Here is a 24,210-nt window from a genome sequence, read left to right as displayed (position 1 = left end):
GGAGGCCATGGATCGTCGAAGCTTCGTTCTCGCGACCGCTGCCGGCATGGTGGCGAGCAGCGCACGCGCGCAGCATCCGGCCACGCACGACACGCTGCCGGCCGTGCCTTCCTCGGCCGAGCCCTATGCGCGCCTGCAGGGCGGCGTGCCGCACCACATGACGCCCGAGCAGGAGGCCCAGCGCTTCACCGACAGCCCCGCGCCGCCCGGGCCGCAGGGCCGCTGGGAGCCGCGCGCCGCATTGCCGATCCCGCGCAGCGAGATGGCGTGGGCCACCGCGGCGATGGGGCGCATGCACGTGGTCGGCGGCTACGGCGAAGGCAAGGTCAACCGCGACTACCACCACATCTACGACCCCAAGGCCGACCGCTGGCTCGACGGCGCGCCGCTGCCGCGCGGTGCCAACCACGTCGCGGTGACCGCCGATGGCGGGCGCGTCTACGCGCTGGGCGGTTTCGTCGAGCAGAACCGGCGCTCCGACACCAACGCCTACGTCTACGACATCGCCGCCAACCGCTGGAGCGCCATTGCGCCGCTGCCGCGTCCGCGTGGCGCCGCAGCCGCCGTGATGCTCGACGGCGCGCTGCACCTGATCGGCGGCGCGTCCGAGCCCGCCGCGGAGCGCGCGAGCGTGGGTTGGCACGAGGTCTACGACCCGAAGGCCGACCGCTGGTCGACTCGTAAACCGCTGCCCGGCGCGCGCGACCACGTGGGCTGCGTGTCGCACGGCGGCCGGATCCACGTGATCGGCGGGCGCTTCAACACCTTCGAATACAACACCGACCTGCATCACGTCTACCTGCCCGCGCGCGACACCTGGGAGCTGCGCTCGCCGCTGCCTACCGCGCGCTCGGGCCACGGGCTCGTGGTGTACCGCGGCCGCTTCTTCGCCATGGGCGGGGAGGGCGGCATCCTCGTCGACGGCGTACCGCGCCAGGCGAAGGTGTTCGGCCAGATGGAAAGCTACAACCCCGTCGACGACACCTGGCAGCGACACGCCCCGATGACCACGCCGCGCCACGCCGTGGGCGCGGCCGTCGTCGGCGACTGGATCTACGTGGCCGGCGGCGGCGCGGTGCTCGGCGGCGCCGTACAGTCCGCGGTCCACGAGGCCTTTACGCTCGGCTGAACGCGCAGCCGGCAACAACAAAAGTTTTTCTCACCAGCTCTTTCATGGATTCCCAACCTCCGCTCGATCTCCAGGGTCCCACCGACGGCGACACGACCCTGACCCTCGCCGACTACGCCCAGACCGCCTACCTCGAATACGCGCTGAGCGTGGTCAAGGGCCGCGCGCTGCCCGATGTGTCCGACGGCCAGAAGCCGGTGCAGCGCCGCATCCTGTATTCGATGTCGCGCATGGGCCTGGGCTTCGGCGGCACCAACGGCACTGTGGGCGCCAAGCCCGTGAAGAGCGCGCGCGTGGTCGGCGACGTGCTCGGCCGCTTCCACCCGCACAGCGACCAGGCTGCGTACGACGCGCTGGTGCGCATGGCACAAGACTTCTCGCAGCGCTACCCGCTGGTCGACGGCCAGGGCAACTTCGGCAGCCGCGACGGCGACGGCGCCGCCGCCATGCGCTACACCGAAGCGCGCCTGGCGCGCATCACCAGCCTGCTGCTCGACGAGATCGACGAAGGCACGGTCGACTTCATTCCCAACTACGACGGCAGCACCGAAGAACCGCGACTGCTGCCCGCGCGGCTGCCGTTCACGCTGCTCAATGGCGCGAGCGGCATCGCGGTCGGCCTGGCCACCGAGATCCCGAGCCACAACCTGCGCGAGATCGCCGACGCCTGCGTGGCGCTGATCAAGTCGAACGGCAAGCTCAGCGAGGAAGAACTCTTCGCCATCGTGCCCGGCCCCGACTATCCGGGCGGCGCCCAGATCATCAGCAGCCCGGCCGACATCGCCGACGCCTACCGCACCGGCCGCGGCTCGCTCAAGGTGCGCGCGCGCTGGAAGATCGAGGAGCTGGCGCGCGGCCAGTGGCAGCTGGTGGTCAACGAGCTGCCGCCGGGCGTGAGCTCGCAGCGTGTGCTCGAGGAAATCGAGGAAATCACCAACCCCAAGGTCAAGGCCGGCAAGAAGGCGCTGAGTGCGGAGCAGACACAGCTCAAGGCCTCGATGCTGTCGGTGCTCGACGTGGTGCGCGACGAATCGAGCAAGGACGCCCCCGTGCGCCTGGTGTTCGAGCCCAAGACCTCGCGCATCAGCCAGGAAGAGTTCATCACCACGCTGCTCGCGCAGACCTCGCTGGAAACCTCCTCGCCGATCAACCTCACGATGGTCGGCATCGACGGCAAGCCCACGCAGAAGTCGCTGCGCCAGATGCTCAACGAGTGGATCGCCTTCCGCGAGATCACCGTCGAGAAGCGCTCGCGCTTCCGCCTGGGCAAGGTGCAGGACCGCATCCACATCCTCGAAGGCCGGCAGCTGGTGCTGCTGAACATCGATGAGGTGATCGCGATCATCCGCGCGGCGGAAGACCCGAAGGCGGCGCTGATCGCTCGCTTCAATCTCAGCGAACGCCAGGCCGAGGACATCCTCGAAATCCGGCTGCGCCTGCTCGCGCGGCTCGAGGCCATCAAGATCGAGCAGGAACTCTCCAATCTCCGCGACGAGCAGAAGAAGCTCGAAGACATCCTCGCCAGCCCCGCCGCGCTGCGCCGCCTGCTGGTGAAGGAAATCGAAGCCGACGCCAAGAGTTTCGAAGACCCGCGCCGCACGCTGATCCAGGCCGAGAAGCGCGCCGTGGCCGAGGTGAAGGTGGTCGACGAGCCCGTCACCGTGATCGTGTCGCAGAAGGGCTGGGTCCGTGCGCAGAAGGGCTGGGCCAGCGAGAAGGTGGCCGGCGGCGCGAACGGCTCGGCGCCGGAGTACAGCTTCAAGTCGGGCGACTCGCTCTACGGCGCCTTCGAGTGCCGCAGCGTCGACACGCTGCTGGTCTTCGGCAGCGCCAAGGACAAGAGCGTGCGCGTCTACACCGTGTCCGTGGCCTCGCTGCCCGGCGGTCGCGGCGATGGCCAGCCAGTGACCACGCTCATCGACCTGGATGCCGGCACGCACGTCACGCACTTCTTCGCGGGCCCGGTTGGCGCGAGCCTGCTGCTGGCCAACACCGGCGGCTACGGCTTCATCGCCACGGTCGAGAACATGATGTCGCGCCAGCGCGGCGGCAAGGCCTTCGTCGACGTGGGCGAGGGCGAGCAGCTGTGCCGCCCCTCGCTGGTGGGCGGCGCGAGCGGCGCCGAGCCGATGCCTGCGGCCACGCACGTGGCCTGCGCCTCGACGGGCGGGCGCATCCTTACCTTCGACATCGCCGAGCTCAAGAGCCTGCCCAAGGGCGGCCGCGGCCTCACGCTGATCGACCTGGAAGCCAAGGACACCCTGGCAGGTGCGGCCGCCTACACGCGCAGCGTGAAGATCGAAGGCATCGGCCGAGGCGGCAAGGAGCGCGAGGAAACGCTGGAGATCCGCACGCTCAACAACGCACGCGGCAGCCGCGCACGCAAGGGCAAGGCGGCCGACCTGGGCTTCAAGCCGACCAGCATCGTGCGGGTGCAATAGCCATGGGCGGCATCGACATCAGCGTCATCGGCGTCTTCATCGCCGTGGTCACCGGCATCGGCAGCTACGTGCTGGGCCGGCGCATGCGCGAGAAGCGCATGCTGAAGAAGCGCGAGAAGGACCGCATCGCCTCGCAGGCGAACGAGACGCGCCAGGTGCGGCGCGCCCGCGAGCGCAAGGAGCGCGGCGGGTAGTCCACCCGGCCTTGGGGGAGGGCCGGTCAGCGCAGGCCGACCCACCACCGCGTATTGGTCCGCGCCGCTCCCACCGTCACCACTTCGCCGATCACCGGCGTGGCCAGCTCGATCTTCCTGGCCTCCGTAAGGGCTGCGATGCGGTCCAGCGGGTCGTGCCAGTTGTGGAAGGCGAGGTCGAAGGTGCTGTTGTGCACCGAGAAGAACACCTTGCCGCGCAGGTCCTCGAAGGCCTGCACGCTCTGTTCGGGCGTCATGTGCACGGCGGGCCACATGCTGTCGTAGGCGCCGTTTTCCATCAGTGCGATGTCGAAGCCGCCGAAGCGCTCGCCGATCTGCTTGAAGCCCGGGAAGTAGCCCGAGTCGCCGCTGTAGAAGATGCGCTGGTCGCCGCTTTGCACCACCCACGAGGCCCACAGCGTGCGGTCGCGGTCGCCGAGCGTGCGGCCCGAGAAGTGCTGGGCGGGCGTGGCGGTGAGCTTCACGCCGTCGTGTTCGGCCGACTGCCACCAGTCGAGCTCGGTCACGCGATCGGCCGGCACGCCCATCGCCAGCAGCCGGGAGCGCACGCCCAGCGGCACGAAGTAGCGCTTCACGTCCTTCGCGAGGTATTCGATGGTCGCCACGTCGAGGTGGTCATAGTGGTCGTGCGAGAGGATCACGCCTTCGACGGGAGGCAGATCCTCCAGCGCAATCGGCGCCTTGTGGAAGCGCTTCGGCCCGGCCCATTGCACGGGCGAGGCGCGGTCGCTGAACACCGGGTCGATCAGCCAGTACTTGCCCTGCAGCTTCAGCAGGTGCGACGAATGACCGAGGCGTACCACGTGGTTGGTCTTCGTGTCGAGCGCGTCGAGGGTGGGCTTGTCCAGCGGCTTCACGGGGATGGGGTCGACCGGGACGGTGTCGACCTTGCTGCCCACGATGAAGCGCGACCAGATGCGCCATGCGCTGGCCTGCGCGGGCAGGTCGGGGTTGGCCATGTTGTGGAAGCCGCCGTCCTTGAATTGCGGCGAATTCTCGTAGCGCGTCTCGCCGCCGCCAGCGGCGCTGCAGCCCGCCACGAAGGCGCAGCCGGCTGCGGCGAGCGCGGTGCCGCGGCGCAGGAGTTGGGGCAGGTAGGAGCCTTGCGAGCCGGGGTCTTCAGCCATGGGAGAGCCTTCTGGATTGTGTTTGTGGGATGGATGGAGACTATCGAAGGCGCGTGTTTCAATGGTTTCAGCGATAGAAACATTCGGGCGGGAGGGGCATTCGGGGCTCTATGCCATGCGCCGTATGGCGGGCGCGGCGCGAGCCCGGCACACTGCCGGACTTCATCGGTTTCACCGGAGTTGAGGAGGCTGAAGATCCATGAGCACCAACCGCTATCCCATCATCTACGTGCGCGGCTACGCCATGACCGAGTCGGAGCGCGACGAGACCGCGGCCGATCCGTTCTGCGGCTTCAACATCGGCTCCACCGTGTACCGCGCCACCGTGAAGAAGGAAGCGCCGGCGCAAAAGTTCGTATTCGAATCGCCGATGGTGCGGCTTTTGGCCGACTTCCAGTACCAGAGCGTCTACCAGAACGGCCTGGACATCCTCGACCCTGACTGGAAGCCTTCGCCCGACGCGAACGGCAACGACGTTGACGGCATTCCCTCGGCCTCGGTCATCATCTACCGCTACTACGACTCCGGGTCCGAGCTGCTGGGCGATGGCAAGGCGAAGGACGTCAAGATCTACGCGCAGGGCCTGAGCCAGCTCATCTTGCGCGTGCGCGACCTCGTGGTGCAGCGCGAGGGCCCCTCGGGCTTCGCGCCCGACGACTTCCGCTGCTACCTCGTCGCGCACTCCATGGGCGGGCTGGTGGTGCGCGCCTTCCTGCAGAACCCCGCGCTCGGCGACGCGGCAGCGCGCGCCTGCGTCGACAAGGTCTTCACCTACGCCACGCCCCACAACGGCATCGACATGGGCGGCATCAACGTGCCGGCCTGGCTCACGCTGAACGAGATGAACACCTTCAACCGCGAGAAGATGTCCGAGTTCCTGGCCACGCCCGCGGTCAACGGCCGCATGGACTACCTGCCTGCAGCGGCCTTTCCGCCCGAGCGCTTCTTCTGCATGGTCGGCACGAACCGCGGCGACTACGAGACCGCCAAGGGCCTCTCGCGCATGTTCGCGGGCCACGGCAGCGACGGGCTCGTGCGCATCGAGAACGCATCGCTCTGGGCCGTCGACGACGCCGGCAAGACGCAGCCGGTGGCCACTGCCTACACCTACCGCTCGCACTCGGGCTACTTCGGCATCGTCAATTCCGAGGAGGCCTACCAGAACCTCACGCGATTCCTGTTCGGCGATGTGCGCGTCGACCTGTGGTTCGACGTCGACGGCGTCACGCTGCCGCCCGACCTGCCAAAGGACGCCGACGTCGATGCGCTCTACCAGGTCGAACTGCTGGCCGCGCCTCGAGGCAAGCGCTGGTACCTGAGCCGCCGCATTGCCGAGGAAGACTCGCCCGCCTGCCGCACGCACAAGGAGCTCACCGACCCAGCCAAGGCCGACCGCCGCTCCATCTACCTCTCGACCGTGTTCCTCGCCAACCGGGCCCGCGTGAAGCAGGACAGGCCCACGCTGGCCTACGCGATGACGCTGGGCGTGCGCGTACCCGACTACCAGGTCAACAACAAGTTCTGGCTCGACGGCCACTACGAAGGCAGTTCGCTCTTTCGCGACACGCTGATCATCGAGATCGCGCCGCCCCAGCCCGAAGACCCGGCGCAGAACTGGAACGTCAAGTACGGCTGGCAGACCGACACCGCCGGCCGCGCCTCGCTGCCCATGAGCCCGAAGCAACTGGCGAGCGGCAAGCTGCAGTTCGTGGTGCCGCTGTCGAGCCTTGGAGCGGCGCCTGCCGCGCCCGGCATCAGCGGCAAGGTGCGGCTGGAGGTGAGCGCCTGGGAATAAGGCGTTCGGCAGTAGGGCGCCGGTCAGGCGGGGCCGGGCACAATCGCGCGGTCAAGAACCCGCCGATTCCGCAGCCCATGAAAACTGCCGTTCTCGTCATCGATGTCCAGCGTGGCCTTTGCGACGACCCGCCGCGCCCCCATGAGGCCCACGAGGTGATGCAGCGCATCAACGCGCTCACCGAACGCGCCCGCGCTGCCGGCGTGCCGGTGGCCTTCATCCAGCACGAGAACGCGATCGACCTCGAATTCGACTCGGAGCGCTGGCAGCTCGCGAGCGCGTTGAACACCGACTCGCGCGACGCGCGCATCCGCAAGACCACGCCCGACTCCTTCCTGCGCACGCCGCTGGAAGCCTGGCTCTCCGGGCACGGCGTGAAACGCGTGGTGGTCTGCGGCTACTCGTCGGAGTTCTGCGTCGACACCACGGTGCGCCGCGCCGCCGCGCTGGGCTACCACGTGGTGCTCGCGGCCGATGCGCACACTTCGCACGACAAGCCGCACGCCACGGGCGCGAAGATCCGCGAGCATCACAACGCCACGCTGTCGGACATCACGAGCTTCGGCGTGCCGATCCGCGCAATCGCCAGCGCGGAAGTCGCGTTCGGCGACTGAAGAACACAGCCTGCACGAAGCGCACGGGGCACGTGCGCGTTGCCTGAACGCTCACGCGCTGCGTGACACGGCAACCTTGTGCAGCAGTTCGATCAGGATCATTTGCTCGCCCTTGGAGAGGTTGCCGAGCGCCAGCTGCTCGCCTTCGATGACCGACCGCGTCGCGTTGCTCGCAAGGGTGGCGCCAGTCGGGGTGGTGCGAAGGTGCTGGGCCCTGCGGTCCGTTGCGTGCGGAGTGCGGCGGATCAACTCTCGCCTCTCGAGCCGTTCGAGCCATGCCGCGATGTTGGGCGCCGTGACCGCGAGTGCCTTCGCCAGGCGGGCGGCCGACACGTCGGGGTTTTCGTGGATGAGGCACAGCACCGTGAACTCGACCGGGCGTAGGTCGAAAGGCGTTCCCACTCGCTCGGCGAACACAGCGCCGGTGACGATCGTCGCCTGTGCGAGCTGATAGCCGAGCACGTGATGCAAAGACGCCTCGACCAGCCGGCCGGCGGGTGTGGCATCTACCGGATTGCTTCTGTTCTTGGGCATTCCGGGCATTGTCGTTCTCCCTCCAGGTGATTCACTGCCTGATCTAACTGGATCGGGATGTCGTCTTGGGAGTGAAAACTGCTTAATGGAAAACCATAACTGGTTATCTTTGATAGTTAAGTAGATTAACTATAGGCGTCGCGTCCAGGCGTCGAAGGAGACATTCTTGAAGACCCCCGCATCCCTGATCTTTGTCGCTTCATTGCTGACCGCCTGTGGCGGAGGAAGTAGTGGCGGCGGCTTCGTCGGCGCGTTCCCGACGACCGGCACTTCGACAGTCACCCCGCCTGCCGGCAATGGCAATCCCGTGACGCCTCCTCCCGACAATCCGGCGCCGCCCGTCGAGACGCTGCCGGTGCTCGGCGCGGCCACCGGCGCGACGCTCGGCGATTGCGCCTCGCTCGCCGGCTTCACCTTTGCCAACACGACCATCTCCGCAGCCAATTCGATCGCAGCCGGCACCTTGAGCGTCGCGGGCAAGCCGGTGGGCGCGCATTGCCAGGTGCGCGGATCGATGTATCAGCGCACGAGCCCGGTCGATGGCCAGAGCTATGCGATCGGCTTCGAGATGCGTTTGCCGGTGAACTGGAACGGGCGGTATTTCTATCAAGCCAACGGAGGGCTCGACGGCAGCATCGGCACCGCCACGGGGCCGGTCGGCGGAGGCGGCGTACTGGACAACGCGCTGAACAAGGGCTTCGCCGTGATCAGCTCCGACGCGGGGCACGCGGCGCCCACGCCGTTCTTCGGCATCGATCCGCAGGCCCGCCTCGACTACGGCTACCAGGCGGTCGGCAAGCTCACGCCGATGGCGAAGGCGTTGATCGCATCGGCCTACGGAAAGGGTCCGGACCGCTCCTACATCGGCGGCTGCTCCAACGGCGGGCGCCACACCATGGTCGCCATGTCGCGCTATGCGGACGACTACGACGGCTTCCTGGTGGGCGACCCCGGCTTCCGGCTCCCCCTTGCTGCCTCAGCCAACATCGTCGGCGCCCAGAACTACAACGCCCTGGCAACCACCCCGGGCGATCCGGGCACGGGCTTCACGCTCGCCGAACGCACCCTGGTCTCCAATGCAGTCCTGGCCAAGTGCGATGCCCTCGACGGCACGACCGACGGCCTCGTGCAGGACACCGGCGCATGCCAGGCGGCCTTCTCCATCGACCGCGACGTTCCCACCTGCAGCGGCTCCCGCGATGGCACATGCCTCTCTGCAGACCAGAAGCTTCGCATCGGGCAGCTCTTCGCGGGTGCGCTCGACGGCGGCGGAAAGAAGATCTATGCGAGCTTTCCCTTCGATGCAGGCCTGAACACCACCGGCTGGTCATCGTGGAAGTTCTCGAATTCATTGAACCTCGACTCGGGCGCGGTCGCCTTCGTCTGGCAGGTGCCGCCCGAGAACCCGTCCGGCTTCAACGGCCCCAACTTCACGCTCACGGCCAACATCGATTCGATCCTCTCCAAGATCACCGCGACCGACGGGCTCTACACCGAGAACTCTCTTTCGTTCATGACGCCGCCGAACCCCACCGATCTGAGCCGCCTGAAGAAGCGCGGCGCCAAGGTCATGGCCTACCACGGGACGAGCGACCCCATCTTCTCGAGCGACGACACGCAGCACTGGTATGACCAGCTGGCCGCGGCCAACGGCGGCGATGCGTCCAACTTCGCACGCTTCTATCGGGTGCCCGGAATGAACCACTGCGCCGGCGGCCCGACCACCGACCAGTTCGACATGCTCGCGCCGCTCGTCAACTGGGTGGAGAAGGGCGAGGCCGCCGATTCCGTCGTCGCTTCGGCGCGCGGTGCAGGCAACGTGGGTGGCGTGAACGGGGATGTGCCTGCGGCCTGGTCGCCAGCCCGCACACGGCCCCTCTGCGCCTATCCGAAGGTTGCGCGCTACAAGGGCACGGGCGACATCGAGAAGGCCGAGAATTTCAGCTGCCAATGAAAGGCTTCGCGGCTGGTAGCACTCGGCCCGTGAGCGAACTGCGTGGCTGTACTGCGCCCGTCACGCCGAATGAGGCGTGATCGGGTCTGGCAGCCCGAAGCAATCTCTGCGACGCAATCGACCCGCTTCGGCGGGTTTTTCTTTGCCCGCCGAGTCGGCATGTATTCCGCGCGCAGCGTCAACGGCCTGAGGGCATCCGGCCAGTGGCGAGTGCGCCGGCCCAGTCCGGCCTGCCATTGGCCATTGCAAGCGCCGCCATGCTCGCGTGGTCGTAGGGCACCGAGACCAGCGTCGAAGTCCAATCTCCGTTGGCCAGTCGCTCGGCGACGGCATAGCGCGCATCGGGCGAGCCCGTCTCGACGACGTGCGGATGCGGGTGGATGTCGTCATAAGCCTGCAGCCCGACGCTGCCCGGATTGACGATCAACTGCCCGCCAGAAGCGCGAACCACGCGCGGCACATGCGTGTGCCCGCAGGCGACGAGCCGCACTTGCGCATCGACCGTGCCGAGCCTCGCATCGATCTCGGGCATCGTGGCCGGCCTGAGCAGCGAAGGCTCGACCGTCTCCAGGAAGTAGTGCAGATCGCTGTCCGGCGTGCCATGGCACAGCAGCACTTCGGCGCTCAATCGCAGGCTGTGTTCGAGCGAAGCCATCCACGCGAACTCCTGCGGACCGAGCCGCTCATGGGCGAATTCGTCCGATGCGCCGCGTTTGCCGGCAGGAAGGGTGAGCACCTGGCGCTCGTGGTTGCCCGCGAGATGAATCCAGTCTTGCGCCATCAGGAAACGTGCGGTTTCCAGCGGCATCAGCGGGCCGGAGAGGCTGTCGCCGAGGTTGACGACGGTATCGACGCTGCGGCGGCCGATGTCCTCGACGACGGCTTCGAGTGCGGGAAGGTTCCCGTGGATGTCGGAGACGATGGCAATGCGCATGCGTCGATTCTGGGGGAACCGTGAGCCAGTTCGCCACCATGAACACCATGCCGACCTACACGGCCGTGAGCTAGCTGCGTGGCTATACTGCGCCCGTCACGCCGAGCAAGGCGTGATCGGGTTTAGCAGCCCGAAGCAATCTCTGCGACGCAAGCCGCAGTTTCCCCGCAGGACCTGCGGCTTTGTCATTCGTGCTTCCGGTTTTGGCGGCTCGGATGGGAGGGCTCGCGCCCTGCCGGTTTCTCGCAAGAGGTTGCCCGGTCTGCTAACCCGTCCGAGCTGCCGCCTCGTTTAGCAGCGAGTGCGGCGGTTTCTGCAAATCGCAACCTCTGGAGGTCGTCCGTGACCAAGTCTGCTCGCGTGCTCAAGCACGCGCCGAAAACCGATGCCGGCCCAATGCCGAAGCCGGTTCATCCCCATCCGAATGCAAGTGCCGAGTCGGCCGCCCTTCAGGCGGGCGACGACGTCGAGGGCATTCGACAGGTGTACAGCGCCTATGTGTGCCTCGAAAAGCTCGTCGTTCCGATGCAGGTGAACGAGCGCGAGGAGATCTACCCGACGCGATCCGAATTCGGCGCGCTGTTCCGCCTGGTCAATGAGGAGCTGCAACGGCGAATCGACGCTGCGGACAGCACGATCAGTGCTCTGCGCGATGCTCTGGGGAAATCAGTCAATCCGCCCCAGGCCGCCACACCTTCGCCAGCGCCGCCAGCTTGCCCCTGAACCCGAGCCTGTCGTTCGACAGCGCATCGATGAAGTCCGACAGGCGCTGCGACTTCACCATCGTGTAGATGGTGAGCCAGGTCGTCGCGACGAACACGACGCCGAACCACACGGCCTTGCGCCACAGCGGTGCCTCGGCTTCGGCCAGCAGGTTCATGCCGAGGAAGCCGGTGGTGATGGTGCCGATGAGGCCGAAGAGGGTGACCACGGTGAGCCGCACCACCGTGGCGGCCTGGCGGCGCAGGCTGTCGGCGTCGAGGTACGTGTTCATGTCGGCGATGCGCGCCTTGACCTCGTCGTAGAGCGGATCGAGCCCGAGGTGCGTGGCGCACATGTGGGAGAGGGCGCGCACCTGCGCCTGCTCCGATATCTCGTGGAACCAGTAGCGGTGCGTGAAGCGCAAGAAGCGCTCGAAGCTCGCGCGGATGGCGCGCTTGAACTGCTTCACGCTGGGCGTGCTGCGGATGTCCAGCCGCTTGAGTGCTTCCACCAGTTGGTCGGAGAACATCAGCAGCGAGGCCTTCTGGAAGTGCGCGATGAGGAACAGCAGGAAGTGCTGGTGCCTGAACTGCGCGAGCACGCCGCGGTCGCGGCAGCAGAAGAACTCGGAGCGCGCGTCGCCCACCACGATGAGCGCGTGGCCGTTGCATAGGTAGCGCGTGTTGGGCGCGGCGCCCGCGTTCACCCAGAAGCGGTCGTAGCAGTACTTGTGCTCGAAGTCGGCGAGATGGTGCTCCGCGTAGGGCAGGTGTGCGTCGGAGGAGCCCGCACCCGTGACGAGCGCGAGCCGCACGAAGTCGTCGCGCGTGAGGCGGCGCGGATCGTCCAGCGACAGGTAGGCCATCACCGGCATGCGGTAGTACTCGATCTGCCGGTAGCGCAGCACGCCCGCGTCTTCGGAATGGTCGCTCACCAGCGGCTGCATCAGGTAGGCCCAGTGCGCCGCGATGCGCGGCGCGCGGTGCTGGGCGACGTGCGAGAGGAAGGCCTCGCGCTGCTGCGCGTCGGAGCTCGCGAGCACGCGGCCGTCGACGCCCAGCCACTCGACGCTGGCCATGCAGTGCAGCGCGGAGCCGTCGGCCTCCCAGCCCGAAGGGTAGGCGCGGCCGAAGCGGTAGAGGATGTCCTGCGCCTGCGCGAGGCTCAGGTCGTTCGCGCCGACTTCGAGGTTGAGCATCACCACGTCGACGTCGAAGAAGAAGTACAGGTCGCAATGGATCACGTCGAGCGTGACCGGCGCATCGCCCGGCTTCGACACGAGGCGCACGGCGGCCACGTCGTGGCGGCGGAAGATGCGCATCGGCGAGTCGCCGTCGCCGGTCGTACCGCCGCCGCGCGAGCGGCCTTCGCCGTACAGGAAGCGCTGCACGTACGGCAGGAAGCTCACGAACTCGTTGTAGTGCCGCTCATGGAAGCGGCTGCTGTCGCCCGTGTATTCGTCGACTTCCTCGCGCCAGGGCGATGCGTCGCCCATTTCGCGCAGCACATGCCAGGGCGCGTGATGGTGCCCGGCGTGCGGTGCCGGCATCAGCCGCAGGGGCCACAGCAGCGCCTGCCTGAAGTGCCGCACGGTGGGCGCAGCCGTACCGGGGGAGAGCTCATTCGCCTCTGCGGGCATGTCGGCCGTGGATGGGTTCAGCATGGAATTGAAGTAGGCAGAAGGTGGGACAAAACGACCACCTAGGGGAATCCCTATGAAATCCTGAAACCGGTTTCATATAAGCTGCAAGCATTGCTTTCAGGGTCTGCGCGCGTCCGCGCCGCGCAGCTTCAGGGTCCGCCCACCATGAACTACCAGTTTCAATTCGACGCCGTCTTCGCCGCCTGGCCGCTGCTGCTCAAGGGCACGTGGATCACGATCCAGCTCTCGCTGGTCGCCACGGTGCTGGGGCTGGTGGTGGCCATCTTCTGCGCCTGGGGCAAGACCTCGGGGCCGGGCTGGCTGCGCTTCATCATCAATGCCTACATCGAGGTGATCCGCAACACGCCTTTCCTCGTGCAGCTGTTCTTCTTCTTCTTCGCGCTGCCGGCCATCGGCCTGCGCTGGTCGCCGCAGACGGCCGCACTGGTGGCCATGGTGGTGAACCTGGGCGCCTACGCCACGGAAATCATCCGCGCGGGCATCGAGTCGATTCCCAAGGGGCAGATCGAGGCGGGCAGGGCGCTCAACCTCAAGCCCTGGGAGATCTTCCGCTTCGTCATCATCAAGCCGGCGCTCAAGGCCATCTACCCGGCGCTCACGAGCCAGTTCATCCTGCTGATGCTGAGCTCGGCGGTGGTGTCGGTCATCTCGGCCGACGACCTGACCTCGGTGGCCGCCAACCTGCAGTCGCAGACCTTCCGCAGCTTCGAGATCTACATCGTCGTGGCCGCCATCTACCTCGCGCTGGCGCTGGCCTTCTCGGCCATGTTCAAGCTGATCTACAAGCGCACGCTCAACTACCCGGACCGCCGGTAAACCCCTAGACGACGGACGGAGCACAACACCATGCGCACCTTCGGCTTTCCCGAATTCCTGTTCATCCTCGAAGCGGCCAAGTGGACGCTCGCGCTCTCGGCCATCGCCTTCGTGGGCGGCGCGATCCTGGGGCTGGCGCTGGCCCTGATGCGCACGTCGGAATCGGCGTGGGCGCGCGGCATCTCGACCACTTTCATCCAGATCTTCCAGGGCACGCCGCTGCTGCTGCAGCTGTTCCTGGTGTTCTTCGGCGCGCCGGTGCTGGGGCTGGACATCAACCCGTGGATCGCCGCAGGCGTGGCGCTCATCCTCAACAGCGGCGCCTTCCTCGGCGAGATCTGGCGCGGCTGCATCCAGGCCATTCCGCGCGGCCAGTGGGAGGCGGCGCAGGCCCTGAACCTCAGGTACTTCGACCGCATGCGCGACGTGGTGCTGCCGCAGGCCTTGAAGATCGCGCTCGCGCCCACGGTGGGCTACCTGGTGCAGATCATCAAGGGCACCTCGCTGGCGGCCATCATCGGTTTCGTGGAGGTCACGCGCGCGGGGCAGATCGTCAACAACGCCACCTTCCAGCCGCTCATCGTGTTCTCGGTGGTGGCGGCCATCTACTTCGTGATCTGCTGGCCGCTGTCGCTGCTGGCCGCGAGCATGGAGCGCAAGCGCGCCCGGGCCCTGGCCCGCTGAACCCCTTTCGCTTTCTTGGCTCTTCGTTTTTCGTTCTTCGTTTCTCTTTCTTCCTCAGGAGACATCCCATGACCCGTATCACTTCGCGCCGCGTCGCGCTCGCAGCCCTCGGCCTCGGCGCCGCCCTCACCGTGTTCGCTCCCTTCGCCTCGGCGCAGAGCGTGGCCGACATCAAGAAGAAGGGCGAGATCACCATCGGCATGCTGGTCGACTTTCCGCCCTACGGCACCACCGACGCGAAGAACCAGCCCGACGGCTACGACGCCGACGTGGCCAAGCTGCTGGCCAAGGACTGGGGCGTGAAGGCCAACATCGTTCCCGTGACCGGCCCCAACCGCATTCCCTTCCTGCTGACCAACAAGGTCGACCTGCTGGTGGCCTCGCTGGCCATCACGCCCGAGCGCGCCAAGCAGGTGCAGTTCTCGCAGCCTTACGCGGCCGCCACCATCGTGCTGTACGGCGCGACCAAGACTCCCATCAAGGCCGCAGGCGACCTGAAGGGCCTGCGCGTGGGCGTGGCCCGCGCCTCCACGCAGGACGTGGCCGTGACCAAGGCCGCCCCCGAAGGCACCGAAATCCGCCGCTTCGACGATGACGCTTCGGCCATGCAGGCGCTGATCTCCGGCCAGGTCGACGCCATCGGCTGCTCGGTGACCGTCGCCGCGCAGATCGCCAAGCGCGTGCCCGCCAACACCTTCGAAAACAAGTTCACGCTGGTGCAGCAGTCCATGGGCATCGCGATGCGCCCCGGCCAGGAGGAACTGCACAAGGCGGTGAACGACTTCGTGCAGAAGAACACCGCCAACGGCGAACTGAACAAGCTCTACCAGAAGTGGCTGCAGGCTGATCTGCCGAAGATGCAGTAACACGGAAGCGGGGGCAGAACGCAGAAGAAATACAAAAGCTACGCAAAGGTCGCAGAAAAGACCAAGACAAATTTCTTGTTTTCTCTTTTGCGACCTCGGCGAAACCTTCGCGATTTCTGCGTTCGGCCAAGTCCGATTTCTTGAATCCAACAGAGTGAACACCCCATGAGCGATCCCATCATCCGCATGGAAGCCGTCAACAAGTGGTACGGCGAATTCCAGGTGCTGACCGGCATCGACCTGAGCGTGCGCCAGGGCGAGCGCATCGTGATCTGCGGGCCCTCGGGCTCGGGCAAGTCCACGCTGATCCGCTGCATCAACCGCCTGGAGACGGTGCAGAAGGGCCGTATCGTGGTCGACGGCATCGACCTCACGGCCGGCGGCAAGAACGTCGATGCCGTGCGTGCCGAAGTCGGCATGGTGTTCCAGCAGTTCAACCTGTTCCCGCACCTCACCATCCTCGAGAACTGCACGCTCGCGCCGATGCGTTCGCGCGGCATGACGAAGGCACAAGCTGAAGAGGTGGCGATGAAGTACCTCAAGCGCGTGCGCATTCCGGAGCAGGCCAACAAGTACCCCAGCCAGCTCTCGGGCGGCCAGCAGCAGCGCGTGGCGATTGCGCGGGCGCTGTGCATGGCGCCCAAGATCATGCTGTTCGACGAGCCCACCTCCGCGCTCGACCCCGAGATGGTCAAGGAAGTGCTCGACACCATGATCGCGCTGGCCGAAGACGGCATGACCATGCTGTGCGTGACACACGAAATGGGCTTTGCCCGCAGCGTGGCCGACCGCGTGATCTTCATGGCCGAAGGCAAGATCGTCGAGCAGGCGCCGCCGCAGGAGTTCTTCGGCAACCCCAGGGACGAGCGCACGCGCCAGTTCCTCGGCCAGATCCTCAGCTCGCACCAAAACCACTGACCTGCCCACCGATGTCCTTCGAGGTTCTCGTTTCCCTGTCGTCCTTCGGCGCGGCCGAGGTGGGGCGGCACGGCCAGCTCTGGTGCTCGCAGCTCTCGCGCGCGGCCGGCGCCGACTCGGTGGAAGTGCGCGGCGAGATGCTGCGCGACGCAGACACCGAACTGCCCGCGCTCAACGGACTGGCTTCCGTCTATTCCAGCCCCGAGGGGCTCTGGGCCGAAGGCGGCTGGCTCGACAGCGCCGCGCTCAAGCGCGGCATCGCCGCCGCCACGCGCGTGGGCGCGAAGCGGCTCAAGATGTCCATCGGCGACTTCCGGCCTTCGTCGCACGGATCGCTGTGGGGCCTGAAGGTGGAGCTTGCTGAAACCCGCGTCGAACTGCTGATCGAGAACGACCAGACCGTGCGCGCCGGCACGCTGCCGGCGTTGCAGGCCTTCTTCGACGCGGCCGACCGCGTCGGCCTCACGCTGGGCATGACCTTCGACATGGGCAACTGGCACTGGCTCGGCGAATGCCCGCTGCAGGCCGCGCAGGCGCTGGGCCATCGCGTGCGCTACGTGCATTGCAAGGGTGCGCAGCGCCTGCCGCACAAATGGGTGGCGGTGCCGCTGGGCGACTCGGTCGCGCCGTGGCGCTCGGTGCTGCGCGCGCTGCCGGCCGACGTGCCGCACGCCATCGAATACCCTCTGGTGGGCGACGACCTGCTGGCCGTCACCCGCTCCCAGGTCGACTTCATCCGCGCCGCGCGCGCATAGAGACGAAACACACATGACAGAACCCGCCGCATTCGACGTCGCGCTCTTCGGCGAGGCCATGCTGCTGCTGGTGGCCGACCGGCCCGGTCCGCTGGAGGACGCGCAGTCCTTCCACAAGCGCACCGCCGGTGCCGAGACCAACGTGGCCATCGGCCTCTCGCGCCTGGGCCTGAAGGTGGGCTGGGCCAGCCGGCTCGGCACCGACTCCATGGGCCGCGCGCTGCTGGCCGCGATGCGCGCCGAGGGCATCGACTGCTCGCACGTGATCACCGACCCGACGCAGCGCACCGGCTTCCAGTTCAAGGGCCGCGTCACCGACGGCAGCGATCCGCCGATCGAGTACCACCGCAAGGGCTCGGCCGCGAGCCACATGGGCCCGGCCGACGTCGACGAGGCATGGCTGCGCTCGGCGCGCCACCTCCACGCCACCGGCGTGTTCGCCGCCATCTCCGACACCAGCCTGCAGGCCGCGCTCAAGAGCATGGACGTGATGCGCGCCGCCGGCCGCACCATCTCCTTCGACACCAACCTGCGCCCCACGCTGTGGTCGTCCACCGAGACCATGCGCCACTGGGTCAACGAACTCGCCTCGCGCGCCGACTGGGTGCTGCCAGGCATCGAAGAAGGCCTGCTGCTCACCGGCCACAGCAAGCCGGAAGACGTGGCGAAGTTCTACCGCGAGCGCGGCGCCAGGCTGGTGGTGGTGAAGCTCGGCGCCGAGGGCGCCTACTACGACAGCGACGTGGCCGGCACGGGCCGCGTCGACGGCTTTCCGGTGAAGGAAGTGATCGACACCGTGGGCGCCGGCGACGGCTTCGCGGCAGGCGTGGTGAGCGCACTGCTCGAAGGCCGCAGCGTGCCCGACGCCGTGCGCCGCGGTGCATGGATCGGCGCGCGCGCCGTGCAGGTGCTGGGCGACACCGAAGGCCTGCCGACGCGGGCGCAACTCGAGGAAGCGGGGCTTTGATGACCATGACGAAGAAGAACGTGCTTGTCTTCCGGCCCTTGCCCGAAGACCAACTGGCTCGCCTGCAGGCCGTGCACAAAGTCACCGTGGCCGATCCGCGCAAGGAGCCCGAGGCTTTCTCCGCCGCGCTGCGCAACGCGCATGGGCTGATCGGCTCCAGTCATCCGGTCGATGCCGCGCTGCTCGACGCGGCGCCGCAGCTCGAAGTGATTTCCAGCGTGTCCGTCGGCGTCGACAACTACCCGCTGGCCGAGCTGCACAAGCGCGGCATCGTGCTGTGCCACACGCCCGACGTGCTCACCGAAACGGTGGCCGACACGGTATTCGCGATCCTCATGGCCACGCAGCGCCGCGTGGTCGAGCTCTCGACCATGGTGCGCGAAGGCCGCTGGACCAAGAACATCGGCGAGGAACTCTTCGGCACCGACGTGCACGGCAAGACACTGGGCATCCTCGGCTTCGGCCGCATCGGCCAGGCCGTGGCACGCCGTGCGGCGCTGGGCTTCGGCATGCCGGTGCTGTACCACTCGCGCCGTCCGGTCGACCTGGCTGCGCAGGCGCCAGAGCTGCAGGGCCGCGCCACGCACACGCCGCTGGACGACCTGCTCGCGCGTTCCGACATCGTGCTCGCGATGCTGCCGCTGACCGAGGCCACGCGCGGCATGATCGATGCTGCCTTCTTCGCGCGCATGAAGCCCGGCGCCGCCTTCATCAACGGCGGCCGTGGCGCCACCGTGAACGAAGAGGCGCTGCTGCATGCGCTCGACCACGGCACGCTGCGCGCCGCCGGCCTGGACGTGTTCGCGAAGGAACCGCTGCCCGCCGATTCGCCCCTGCGCACCCACCCGCGCGTGACGCCGCTGCCGCACATCGGCTCGGCCACGCACGAGACGCGGCATGCCATGGCCGAGCTGGCGACGACGAACCTGCTGCAGGTGCTGGCCGGCGAGAAGCCGACGGCGCCGTACGACACGGCCAGCGCATGACCTCCCTGTCTTGCTCCCTCTCCCCTTGGGGAGAGGGCTGGGGTGAGGGCAGGGGCCCTCGCGCGAGCGCTGCCTCCGCCACCGCCGTCGACCCTCACCCCGACCCTCTCCCCAAGGGGAGAGGGATCGAGAGGCGCCGATGAAACCCACCGGCCGCGCCACCATCGCCGACGTCGCCGAGGCCGCCGGCGTCTCCAAGGCCACCGTCTCGCGCTTCCTCAACCATCGCGAGCGCCTGCTGAGCCCCGACATCGCCGCTCGCGTCGAAGTCGCCATCGCCAAGCTCGGCTACTCGCCCAGCCCGATGGCGCAGGCGCTGAGCCATGGCCGCTCACGGCTGGTCGGCCTGATCGTGGCCGACATCACCAACCCATATTCCGTCGCGGTGCTGCGCGGCGCCGAGAAGGCTTGCCAGGACGCCGGCTACCTCGTGATGCTGTTCAACCTCGGCAACGAGAGCGAACGCGAGCGCGAGGCCATCGACGCGCTGGCGGGCTACCAGGTCGACGGCTTCATCCTCAACACGCTGGGGCGCGGCAGCAACGTGGTCGACGCGGTCACGCTGCACGGCAAGCCGGCGGTGCTGGTGGACCGGCGCCATGTGGGCATGCACACCGACTTCGTCTCGCTCGACAACGATTCCGCGATGGCCGCCACCTGCGGCCACCTGGTCGAAGGCGGCTATCGCGAGCTGCTCTACGTCACCGAGCCGCAGAAGGGCGTGAGCTCGCGGCGCGAACGCACGGCCGCCTTCGGCGCCTGCGTGGCCGCGCACGAGCCGCGCGTGGCGGGCGAGGTGTTCGAGAGCGTGGAAGGCGAGACCGATGCGCTCGACGAGGCACTGCGCGCCCTGCGCCAGCGTGCGAAGCGCGGCCGCCGCGCGGCGGTGGTCGCGGGTAATGCGGTGGTCACGCTGCGCATCGCACAGGCGATGGCGCGGCTGGGCTGGCAGTTCGGTGCCGACCTCGGCTTCGTGGGATTCGACGATCCCGAATGGGCCTCGCTCATCGGCCCGGGCCTGAGCACCGTGGCGCAGCCCACCGATGCCATCGGCCGCGCGGCCGCTACATGCCTGATCGAACGGTTGCGTGGGCTGGATGCGCCTGCGCGCCAGTTGCTGCTGCCTGGAGAACTGGTCGTTCGAGGCTCGTCGCGGGCCGTCTAGCATCGAGTTCGGCGCGGTCGAAGGTGAGCGGGCCGCGCATCCACTCGGCGGCACGCTCCGCGATCATGATCGTCGGGGCATTGGTGTTGCCGCCGATCAGCGTCGGCATCACCGATGCATCGACCACGCGCAGGTTCGCGATGCCATGCACGCGCAGCTTCGCATCGACTACCGCCATCGCGTCGGTGCCCATCTTGCAGGTGCCCACGGGGTGGTAGATGGTGTCGGCGCGCGCGCGGATGTGCGAGAGCAGCTCTTCGTCGGTGTTCGCGCCGGCCGTGTAGAGCTCGGCCTGCCGGTACTTCTGCAATGCCGGTGCATGCAGGATCTCGCGCATCTTCTTCACGCCCGCGAGCAGCCGCGCGACGTCGTCCTCGTGCGAGAGGAATTTCGGATCGATGCGCGGCGCCGTCGCCGGATCGGCATCGTTCAGCCGCACGTCGCCACGGGCCTTGGGGCGCAGCACGCAGGCATGGCATGAGAAGCCGAAGCCGCCGTGCAGTTTGCGCGCGTGGTCGTCGACCAGCGCGATCACGAAGTGCAGCTGCAGGTCGGGCTTGTCGAGTTCGGGCGATGTCCTGACGAAGGCGCCGGCCTCGGCGTAGGGCGTGGCGATCAGGCCCTTGCCGCTGCGCCTCCATTCCGGAATTGCCTTCGCGAAGTTCAGCAGTCCCATCGGGCCGAGGCCGGGCAGGTTCTTCTCCTGCGTGCGACAGGAGAGGATGAAGTCGACGTGGTCCTGCAGGTTGCGTCCCACTCCCGGCAGCGCATGGCGCACCGCGATGCCGTGCCGCACCAGCTCTTCCGGATCGCCGATGCCCGAGAGCATCAGCAGCTGCGGCGAGTTGAAGGCCCCGCCGCACAGCACCACCTCGCGGCGCGCGAAGAGGGTGTCGGTCTCGCCGTCGCGGCGTATCTCGACGCCGGTGGCGCGGCGCTCGTCGAGCAGCACGCGCTGTGCCTGCACGCCGGTCATCACCGTGAGGTTGGAGCGCGCGCTCATCACCGGATGCAGGTAGGCGGCCGCCGCCGAGCAGCGTTCGCCGTTCTTCGCGCCGCCGTGGAACTGCGTGACCTGGTAGAGGCCGGCACCTTCCTGCCGCACGCCGTCGTTGAAGTCGTCGTTGCGCGGAATGCCGCACTCCATGGCGGCGCGCACGAAGGCGTTGCTGATTTCGCGCGGCGACTGCTGGTCGGCAACCTGCAGCGGACCGCTCGCGCCGTGCATGGCGCTCTCGCCGCGCTGGTTGCCCTCCGAACGCTTGAAGAAGGGCAGCACGTCGTCGAAGGACCAGCCGATGCAGCCCGCGCGCACCCAGTCGTCGTAGTCGTCGGGATGGCCGCGCACGTAGAGCATGGCGTTGATGGCGCTGGAGCCGCCCAGGCAGCGTCCGCGCGGCTGGTAGCCGCGCCGGCCGTTCAAGCCGGGTTGCGGCACGGTCCGGTAGGCGTAGTTGTTGATGCGAGGGCGCCCCGAGATCATGGCCGCCGCGCCGGCCGGCGCCCGCACCAGGATGCCGCGGCCGTCGCCGCCTGCCTCGACCAGGCAGACCTGTACGGCGGGGTCTTCGCTGAGCCGTCCGGCCAGCGTGGCGCCGCCGGAGCCGCCACCCACGATCACGTAGTCGAACTCCATGATGTGCCGTCCTCTGTGTTGTCTCGGGTACCGGTCTTTGCCGGACGTGCGGCTTTATAACCCTCCATCGGGCCGTGCGCGGATTTCTCCTGCCATTCTCGAAAGGCCGATCACGGTTGGGCGCGCGCACCCCGGGGGCCATGCAGCGGCTCGCATACGGCCAAGCCGACCCTTTCGCCGTCACCCCCAGGCATTGCCGCCACCACCTTTTGACAGCCGCTTTTACCGGCGCTTCACCTGCCGGACAAATTGCGGGGCAGGCTTCATGGCTCAATCGCTCCCATGCATATCCCGTCGGACGTCACCGTCTTCACGCAGGTGCGCTTCTGGTTGCTGGTGCTGTGCTCGCTGGTCTTCCCGGCGGCGATCTTCGTCACGCTCTTCGTGCGGCGGGAGTTCTCGAAGAAGACCGTGCTCGGCTTCGGGCTGCTGCTGATCGTGCTGGCGGGCGTGGACATCTTCGTGCTGCGCGCGCTGTCGCATCAAGCCCGGCTTACGCCGTCGCTGGCCGACGACCTCGTCTTCTCGTCGGAGCTTTCGGTCGCGCTCTACATCTTTCCGGCCGCCTTCGGCACCTTCGGGCTGAACATGGTGTCGCATGTGCTCATGCATTACCTGAAGCAGAAGGAGGCGCGGTTCGAGGCGCATCGGCGGCTCGCGCAGCCTGGGGGAGCCGTGAGGGCAGCGCGGCGTGGCAATCGCCCTGGACCGTCGGGCATGCGGCGAACGCGGCCGGCGGTCGCCTCGAAGCGCCGGCGGCCGGGAGCGCGCCTGGTCGCCGCCCGGCAGGACACCTGAGCCTCCTCGGTGGCCTCGAAACAGAAAAGCCCGGCAGACTGAACCGCCGGGCTTCATCGAAAGGGTAAGGCCGAAGGCCGGTCAGCCCACTTCCGCGATCAGCTCGATCTCCACGCACGCGCCCAGCGGAATCTGCGCCACGCCGAAGGCGCTGCGCGCATGCGCGCCCTTCTCGGGGCCGAAGACTTCGGCGAAGAACTCGCTCGCGCCGTTGGTCACCAGATGCTGTTCGGTGAAGGTGCCGACCGAGTTGACCAGGCTCATCACCTTGACGATGCGCTTGACCTTGTTCAGGTCGCCTACGGCCGCGTGCAGCGTGCCCAGCAGGTCGATGGCGATGGCGCGGGCGGCCTGCTTGCCTTCTTCGGTGCCGATGTTGGCGCCGAGCTGGCCGGTCCAGACCTTGCCGTCCTTCTTGGCGATGTGGCCCGACAGGAACACGAGATTGCCGGTCTGCACGAAGGGCACGTACGCGGCAGCGGGTGCGGCGACGGGCGGAAGAGTGATGCCGAGGCTGGAAAGTTTGTCGTAAACGCTCATGGAGACTCCTTGTCTTGGGAAGGCGATTGTGTCCGTGTTTGCGGCAGGCCATCGACCACTTCCCCCACCGGCTGCACGGTCACGCCGACCCTCAGCGTGTGCCTTGCGCCGCCATGCAGTACGCCGCGCATCGGCGAGACGTCGGAGTAGTCGCGGCCGATGGCGAGGGTGACGTAGTCCTCGCCGGGCTGGCGGCCGTTGGTCGGGTCGAAGTCGACCCAGTCGCCGGGGCTGCCGCCGGTGCCGTCGTCTTCGCCGGGCAGGTACACCGACACCCATGCGTGCGAGGCGTCGGCGCCCACCAGCCGGGGCTGGCCGGGGGGCGGCTGCGTGAGCAGGTAGCCGCTGACGTAGCGCGCTGGCAGGCCCATGGTGCGGAAGCACGCGATCATGATGTGGGCGAAGTCCTGGCACACGCCCTTGCGCTGCGCGAGGGCCTCGACGGCGGGGGTGTTGATCTCTGTGCTGTCGGCGTCGTAGGCGAAGTCGGCGTACATGCGCTCGGTGAGGTCCATCGCCACGTCGAAGGCGGGTCGGCCGGGCACGAAGCTGGCGCGCGCATAGGCCACGAAGTCGTCGTGGCGCGGCACGTAGGGCGAGGGAAAGACGAACTCCGAAGCCGCGTCGAAGGTGGCGTCCTTGCGGAAGCGGAAGCGCTCGCGCACCGATTCCCACGGCAGCTCGCGCGCCACGGCGGGCGAGAGCACGGGCTGCGAAGTCTCGACCACGCTCTCGGCCGTGACCACCAGCCGGTCGTGCGTGGCCTCCAGAGCGAAGAAGGCGCGCGTGTTGCCGTACAGGTCGGCCTGCTCGCTGCGCTGGGCCGGCGCTGGCTCGATGGAGAGCTTGTGGCTCACGAGCTTCTGCGAGCCGGTGGCCAGCGGCTTCAGGTGCGCGAGATGCTGCGCCGTCTCGACCGGCGGCGAGTACTCGTAGCGCGTTTCGTGGGTGACGTGGAGCAGCATGGTGGC

At 67.7% G+C, this 24,210-nt stretch carries 23 protein-coding genes; 16 read left to right on the top strand and 7 right to left on the bottom strand.

Annotated elements, in window-relative coordinates; genetic code table 11:
* Window positions 1-7 precede the first annotated feature (7 nt).
* Genes ABL844_RS20845 through ABL844_RS20835 form a run of 3 tightly spaced genes read left to right on the top strand, consistent with a single transcriptional unit; the run spans window position 8 to window position 3,764 of the window.
* The gene (locus ABL844_RS20845) at window positions 8-1,129 is read left to right on the top strand and encodes a Kelch repeat-containing protein (RefSeq protein ID WP_418128778.1); all 1,122 of its coding nucleotides are present in this window, start codon (window positions 8-10) and stop codon (window positions 1,127-1,129) included.
* Window positions 1,130-1,173: 44 nt separating this feature from the next.
* A complete protein-coding gene (gene parC / locus ABL844_RS20840) occupies window positions 1,174-3,570 on the top strand; it encodes a DNA topoisomerase IV subunit A (RefSeq protein WP_418128777.1) in 2,397 nt (798 codons plus the stop codon).
* A gap of 2 nt (window positions 3,571-3,572) precedes the next feature.
* A complete protein-coding gene (locus ABL844_RS20835; protein ID WP_369661636.1) occupies window positions 3,573-3,764 on the top strand; it encodes a hypothetical protein in 192 nt (63 codons plus the stop codon).
* Between the two features lie 26 nt (window positions 3,765-3,790).
* Here ABL844_RS20835 and ABL844_RS20830 read toward each other — a convergent pair whose 3' ends face one another.
* Complete coding sequence (locus tag ABL844_RS20830) at window positions 3,791-4,912, bottom strand: MBL fold metallo-hydrolase (RefSeq protein ID WP_418128775.1); 1,122 nt, start codon at window positions 4,910-4,912, stop codon at window positions 3,791-3,793.
* A 199-nt stretch (window positions 4,913-5,111) separates the two neighbouring features.
* Between ABL844_RS20830 and ABL844_RS20825 the strand changes: the two genes are divergently transcribed.
* Together ABL844_RS20825 and ABL844_RS20820 are read left to right on the top strand one after the other, a co-directional pair.
* Window positions 5,112-6,707, top strand: a complete 1,596-nt coding sequence (locus ABL844_RS20825) for an esterase/lipase family protein (RefSeq protein WP_418128774.1) — start codon at window positions 5,112-5,114, stop codon at window positions 6,705-6,707.
* Between the two features lie 77 nt (window positions 6,708-6,784).
* The gene (locus tag ABL844_RS20820) at window positions 6,785-7,321 is read left to right on the top strand and encodes a cysteine hydrolase family protein (protein ID WP_418117032.1); all 537 of its coding nucleotides are present in this window, start codon (window positions 6,785-6,787) and stop codon (window positions 7,319-7,321) included.
* Window positions 7,322-7,372: 51 nt separating this feature from the next.
* Here ABL844_RS20820 and ABL844_RS20815 read toward each other — a convergent pair whose 3' ends face one another.
* Window positions 7,373-7,864 carry a MarR family winged helix-turn-helix transcriptional regulator gene (locus ABL844_RS20815; RefSeq protein ID WP_418128773.1) on the bottom strand — a complete coding sequence of 164 codons (492 nt, stop codon included), beginning with the start codon at window positions 7,862-7,864 and terminating at the stop codon, window positions 7,373-7,375.
* Window positions 7,865-8,162: 298 nt separating this feature from the next.
* On the opposite strand from ABL844_RS20815, the gene ABL844_RS20810 reads away from it, so the two are divergent.
* A complete protein-coding gene (locus ABL844_RS20810; protein ID WP_418131932.1) occupies window positions 8,163-9,809 on the top strand; it encodes a tannase/feruloyl esterase family alpha/beta hydrolase in 1,647 nt (548 codons plus the stop codon).
* Window positions 9,810-9,987: 178 nt separating this feature from the next.
* Here the strand turns inward: ABL844_RS20810 and ABL844_RS20805 are convergent, their stop codons facing one another.
* Window positions 9,988-10,743: a metallophosphoesterase family protein gene (locus ABL844_RS20805; protein WP_418128772.1), complete on the bottom strand. Its 756-nt coding sequence runs from the start codon at window positions 10,741-10,743 to the stop codon at window positions 9,988-9,990.
* 342 nt (window positions 10,744-11,085) lie between these two features.
* On the opposite strand from ABL844_RS20805, the gene ABL844_RS20800 reads away from it, so the two are divergent.
* Window positions 11,086-11,466, top strand: coding sequence for a hypothetical protein (locus tag ABL844_RS20800; RefSeq protein WP_418128771.1), 381 nt, complete (start codon window positions 11,086-11,088; stop codon window positions 11,464-11,466).
* Here ABL844_RS20800 and ABL844_RS20795 read toward each other — a convergent pair.
* A complete protein-coding gene (locus ABL844_RS20795; protein WP_418128770.1) occupies window positions 11,414-13,108 on the bottom strand; it encodes a hypothetical protein in 1,695 nt (564 codons plus the stop codon). The genes ABL844_RS20800 and ABL844_RS20795 overlap by 53 nt on opposite strands.
* A 144-nt stretch (window positions 13,109-13,252) precedes the next feature.
* Between ABL844_RS20795 and ABL844_RS20790 the strand changes: the two genes are divergently transcribed.
* The 8 genes from ABL844_RS20790 to ABL844_RS20755 all read left to right on the top strand — a co-directional run bounded on the left by ABL844_RS20790 (window position 13,253) and on the right by ABL844_RS20755 (window position 20,265).
* The gene (locus tag ABL844_RS20790) at window positions 13,253-13,924 is read left to right on the top strand and encodes an amino acid ABC transporter permease (RefSeq protein WP_126021763.1); all 672 of its coding nucleotides are present in this window, start codon (window positions 13,253-13,255) and stop codon (window positions 13,922-13,924) included.
* A gap of 30 nt (window positions 13,925-13,954) precedes the next feature.
* A complete protein-coding gene (locus ABL844_RS20785; RefSeq protein WP_418117027.1) occupies window positions 13,955-14,608 on the top strand; it encodes an amino acid ABC transporter permease in 654 nt (217 codons plus the stop codon).
* A 68-nt stretch (window positions 14,609-14,676) separates the two neighbouring features.
* Window positions 14,677-15,474, top strand: a complete 798-nt coding sequence (locus ABL844_RS20780; protein ID WP_126021765.1) for a transporter substrate-binding domain-containing protein — start codon at window positions 14,677-14,679, stop codon at window positions 15,472-15,474.
* Between the two features lie 165 nt (window positions 15,475-15,639).
* On the top strand, window positions 15,640-16,392 hold the full coding sequence (locus ABL844_RS20775) for an amino acid ABC transporter ATP-binding protein (RefSeq protein WP_126021766.1): 753 nt from the start codon (window positions 15,640-15,642) through the stop codon (window positions 16,390-16,392).
* Window positions 16,393-16,403: 11 nt separating this feature from the next.
* Window positions 16,404-17,147 carry a sugar phosphate isomerase/epimerase family protein gene (locus ABL844_RS20770; RefSeq protein WP_418128769.1) on the top strand — a complete coding sequence of 248 codons (744 nt, stop codon included), beginning with the start codon at window positions 16,404-16,406 and terminating at the stop codon, window positions 17,145-17,147.
* A 13-nt stretch (window positions 17,148-17,160) separates the two neighbouring features.
* On the top strand, window positions 17,161-18,114 hold the full coding sequence (locus tag ABL844_RS20765; RefSeq protein WP_126021768.1) for a sugar kinase: 954 nt from the start codon (window positions 17,161-17,163) through the stop codon (window positions 18,112-18,114).
* The gene (locus tag ABL844_RS20760; protein ID WP_418128767.1) at window positions 18,114-19,100 is read left to right on the top strand and encodes a 2-hydroxyacid dehydrogenase; all 987 of its coding nucleotides are present in this window, start codon (window positions 18,114-18,116) and stop codon (window positions 19,098-19,100) included. The genes ABL844_RS20765 and ABL844_RS20760 overlap by 1 nt, the downstream gene beginning before the upstream one ends.
* 139 nt (window positions 19,101-19,239) lie before the next feature.
* Window positions 19,240-20,265, top strand: coding sequence for a LacI family DNA-binding transcriptional regulator (locus tag ABL844_RS20755; protein WP_418128766.1), 1,026 nt, complete (start codon window positions 19,240-19,242; stop codon window positions 20,263-20,265).
* Here ABL844_RS20755 and ABL844_RS20750 read toward each other — a convergent pair.
* Window positions 20,165-21,901: a GMC family oxidoreductase gene (locus tag ABL844_RS20750; RefSeq protein ID WP_418128765.1), complete on the bottom strand. Its 1,737-nt coding sequence runs from the start codon at window positions 21,899-21,901 to the stop codon at window positions 20,165-20,167. The two genes, ABL844_RS20755 and ABL844_RS20750, sit on opposite strands and share 101 nt — an antisense overlap.
* Window positions 21,902-22,183: 282 nt before the next feature.
* Between ABL844_RS20750 and ABL844_RS20745 the strand changes: the two genes are divergently transcribed.
* Window positions 22,184-22,699, top strand: a complete 516-nt coding sequence (locus tag ABL844_RS20745) for a hypothetical protein (protein ID WP_418117020.1) — start codon at window positions 22,184-22,186, stop codon at window positions 22,697-22,699.
* A gap of 81 nt (window positions 22,700-22,780) precedes the next feature.
* Here the strand turns inward: ABL844_RS20745 and ABL844_RS20740 are convergent, their stop codons facing one another.
* Entirely contained in the window at window positions 22,781-23,239 is a 459-nt protein-coding gene (locus ABL844_RS20740) for a RidA family protein (protein ID WP_126021773.1), read from the bottom strand.
* Complete coding sequence (locus ABL844_RS20735) at window positions 23,236-24,204, bottom strand: transglutaminase family protein (RefSeq protein ID WP_184641274.1); 969 nt, start codon at window positions 24,202-24,204, stop codon at window positions 23,236-23,238. The genes ABL844_RS20740 and ABL844_RS20735 overlap by 4 nt, the downstream gene beginning before the upstream one ends.
* Window positions 24,205-24,210 lie beyond the last annotated feature (6 nt).

Source organism: Variovorax sp. 278MFTsu5.1 (genome assembly GCF_048305045.1).
GTDB classification, from domain to species: domain Bacteria; phylum Pseudomonadota; class Gammaproteobacteria; order Burkholderiales; family Burkholderiaceae_C; genus Variovorax; species Variovorax guangxiensis.
The sequence above is the reverse complement of the archived record's forward strand: the minus strand, read 5'-3'. Positions and strand labels throughout refer to the sequence as shown.

What these genes read in the sequence shown, in the direction of transcription:
- ABL844_RS20825 (WP_418128774.1), top strand. Translation starts at nt 5,112, where the DNA reads ATGAGCACCAACCGCTATCCCATCATCTACGTGCGCGGCTACGCCATG.
- ABL844_RS20835 (WP_369661636.1), top strand. Translation starts at nt 3,573, where the DNA reads ATGGGCGGCATCGACATCAGCGTCATCGGCGTCTTCATCGCCGTGGTC.
- ABL844_RS20760 (WP_418128767.1), top strand. Translation starts at nt 18,114, where the DNA reads ATGACCATGACGAAGAAGAACGTGCTTGTCTTCCGGCCCTTGCCCGAA.
- ABL844_RS20775 (WP_126021766.1), top strand. Translation starts at nt 15,640, where the DNA reads ATGAGCGATCCCATCATCCGCATGGAAGCCGTCAACAAGTGGTACGGC.
- ABL844_RS20755 (WP_418128766.1), top strand. Translation starts at nt 19,240, where the DNA reads ATGAAACCCACCGGCCGCGCCACCATCGCCGACGTCGCCGAGGCCGCC.
- ABL844_RS20770 (WP_418128769.1), top strand. Translation starts at nt 16,404, where the DNA reads ATGTCCTTCGAGGTTCTCGTTTCCCTGTCGTCCTTCGGCGCGGCCGAG.
- ABL844_RS20845 (WP_418128778.1), top strand. Translation starts at nt 8, where the DNA reads ATGGATCGTCGAAGCTTCGTTCTCGCGACCGCTGCCGGCATGGTGGCG.
- ABL844_RS20830 (WP_418128775.1), bottom strand. Translation starts at nt 4,912, where the DNA reads ATGGCTGAAGACCCCGGCTCGCAAGGCTCCTACCTGCCCCAACTCCTG.
- ABL844_RS20815 (WP_418128773.1), bottom strand. Translation starts at nt 7,864, where the DNA reads ATGCCCGGAATGCCCAAGAACAGAAGCAATCCGGTAGATGCCACACCC.
- ABL844_RS20805 (WP_418128772.1), bottom strand. Translation starts at nt 10,743, where the DNA reads ATGCGCATTGCCATCGTCTCCGACATCCACGGGAACCTTCCCGCACTC.
- ABL844_RS20750 (WP_418128765.1), bottom strand. Translation starts at nt 21,901, where the DNA reads ATGGAGTTCGACTACGTGATCGTGGGTGGCGGCTCCGGCGGCGCCACG.
- parC (WP_418128777.1), top strand. Translation starts at nt 1,174, where the DNA reads ATGGATTCCCAACCTCCGCTCGATCTCCAGGGTCCCACCGACGGCGAC.
- ABL844_RS20740 (WP_126021773.1), bottom strand. Translation starts at nt 23,239, where the DNA reads ATGAGCGTTTACGACAAACTTTCCAGCCTCGGCATCACTCTTCCGCCC.
- ABL844_RS20785 (WP_418117027.1), top strand. Translation starts at nt 13,955, where the DNA reads ATGCGCACCTTCGGCTTTCCCGAATTCCTGTTCATCCTCGAAGCGGCC.
- ABL844_RS20735 (WP_184641274.1), bottom strand. Translation starts at nt 24,204, where the DNA reads ATGCTGCTCCACGTCACCCACGAAACGCGCTACGAGTACTCGCCGCCG.
- ABL844_RS20795 (WP_418128770.1), bottom strand. Translation starts at nt 13,108, where the DNA reads ATGCTGAACCCATCCACGGCCGACATGCCCGCAGAGGCGAATGAGCTC.
- ABL844_RS20780 (WP_126021765.1), top strand. Translation starts at nt 14,677, where the DNA reads ATGACCCGTATCACTTCGCGCCGCGTCGCGCTCGCAGCCCTCGGCCTC.
- ABL844_RS20820 (WP_418117032.1), top strand. Translation starts at nt 6,785, where the DNA reads ATGAAAACTGCCGTTCTCGTCATCGATGTCCAGCGTGGCCTTTGCGAC.
- ABL844_RS20745 (WP_418117020.1), top strand. Translation starts at nt 22,184, where the DNA reads ATGCATATCCCGTCGGACGTCACCGTCTTCACGCAGGTGCGCTTCTGG.
- ABL844_RS20790 (WP_126021763.1), top strand. Translation starts at nt 13,253, where the DNA reads ATGAACTACCAGTTTCAATTCGACGCCGTCTTCGCCGCCTGGCCGCTG.
- ABL844_RS20765 (WP_126021768.1), top strand. Translation starts at nt 17,161, where the DNA reads ATGACAGAACCCGCCGCATTCGACGTCGCGCTCTTCGGCGAGGCCATG.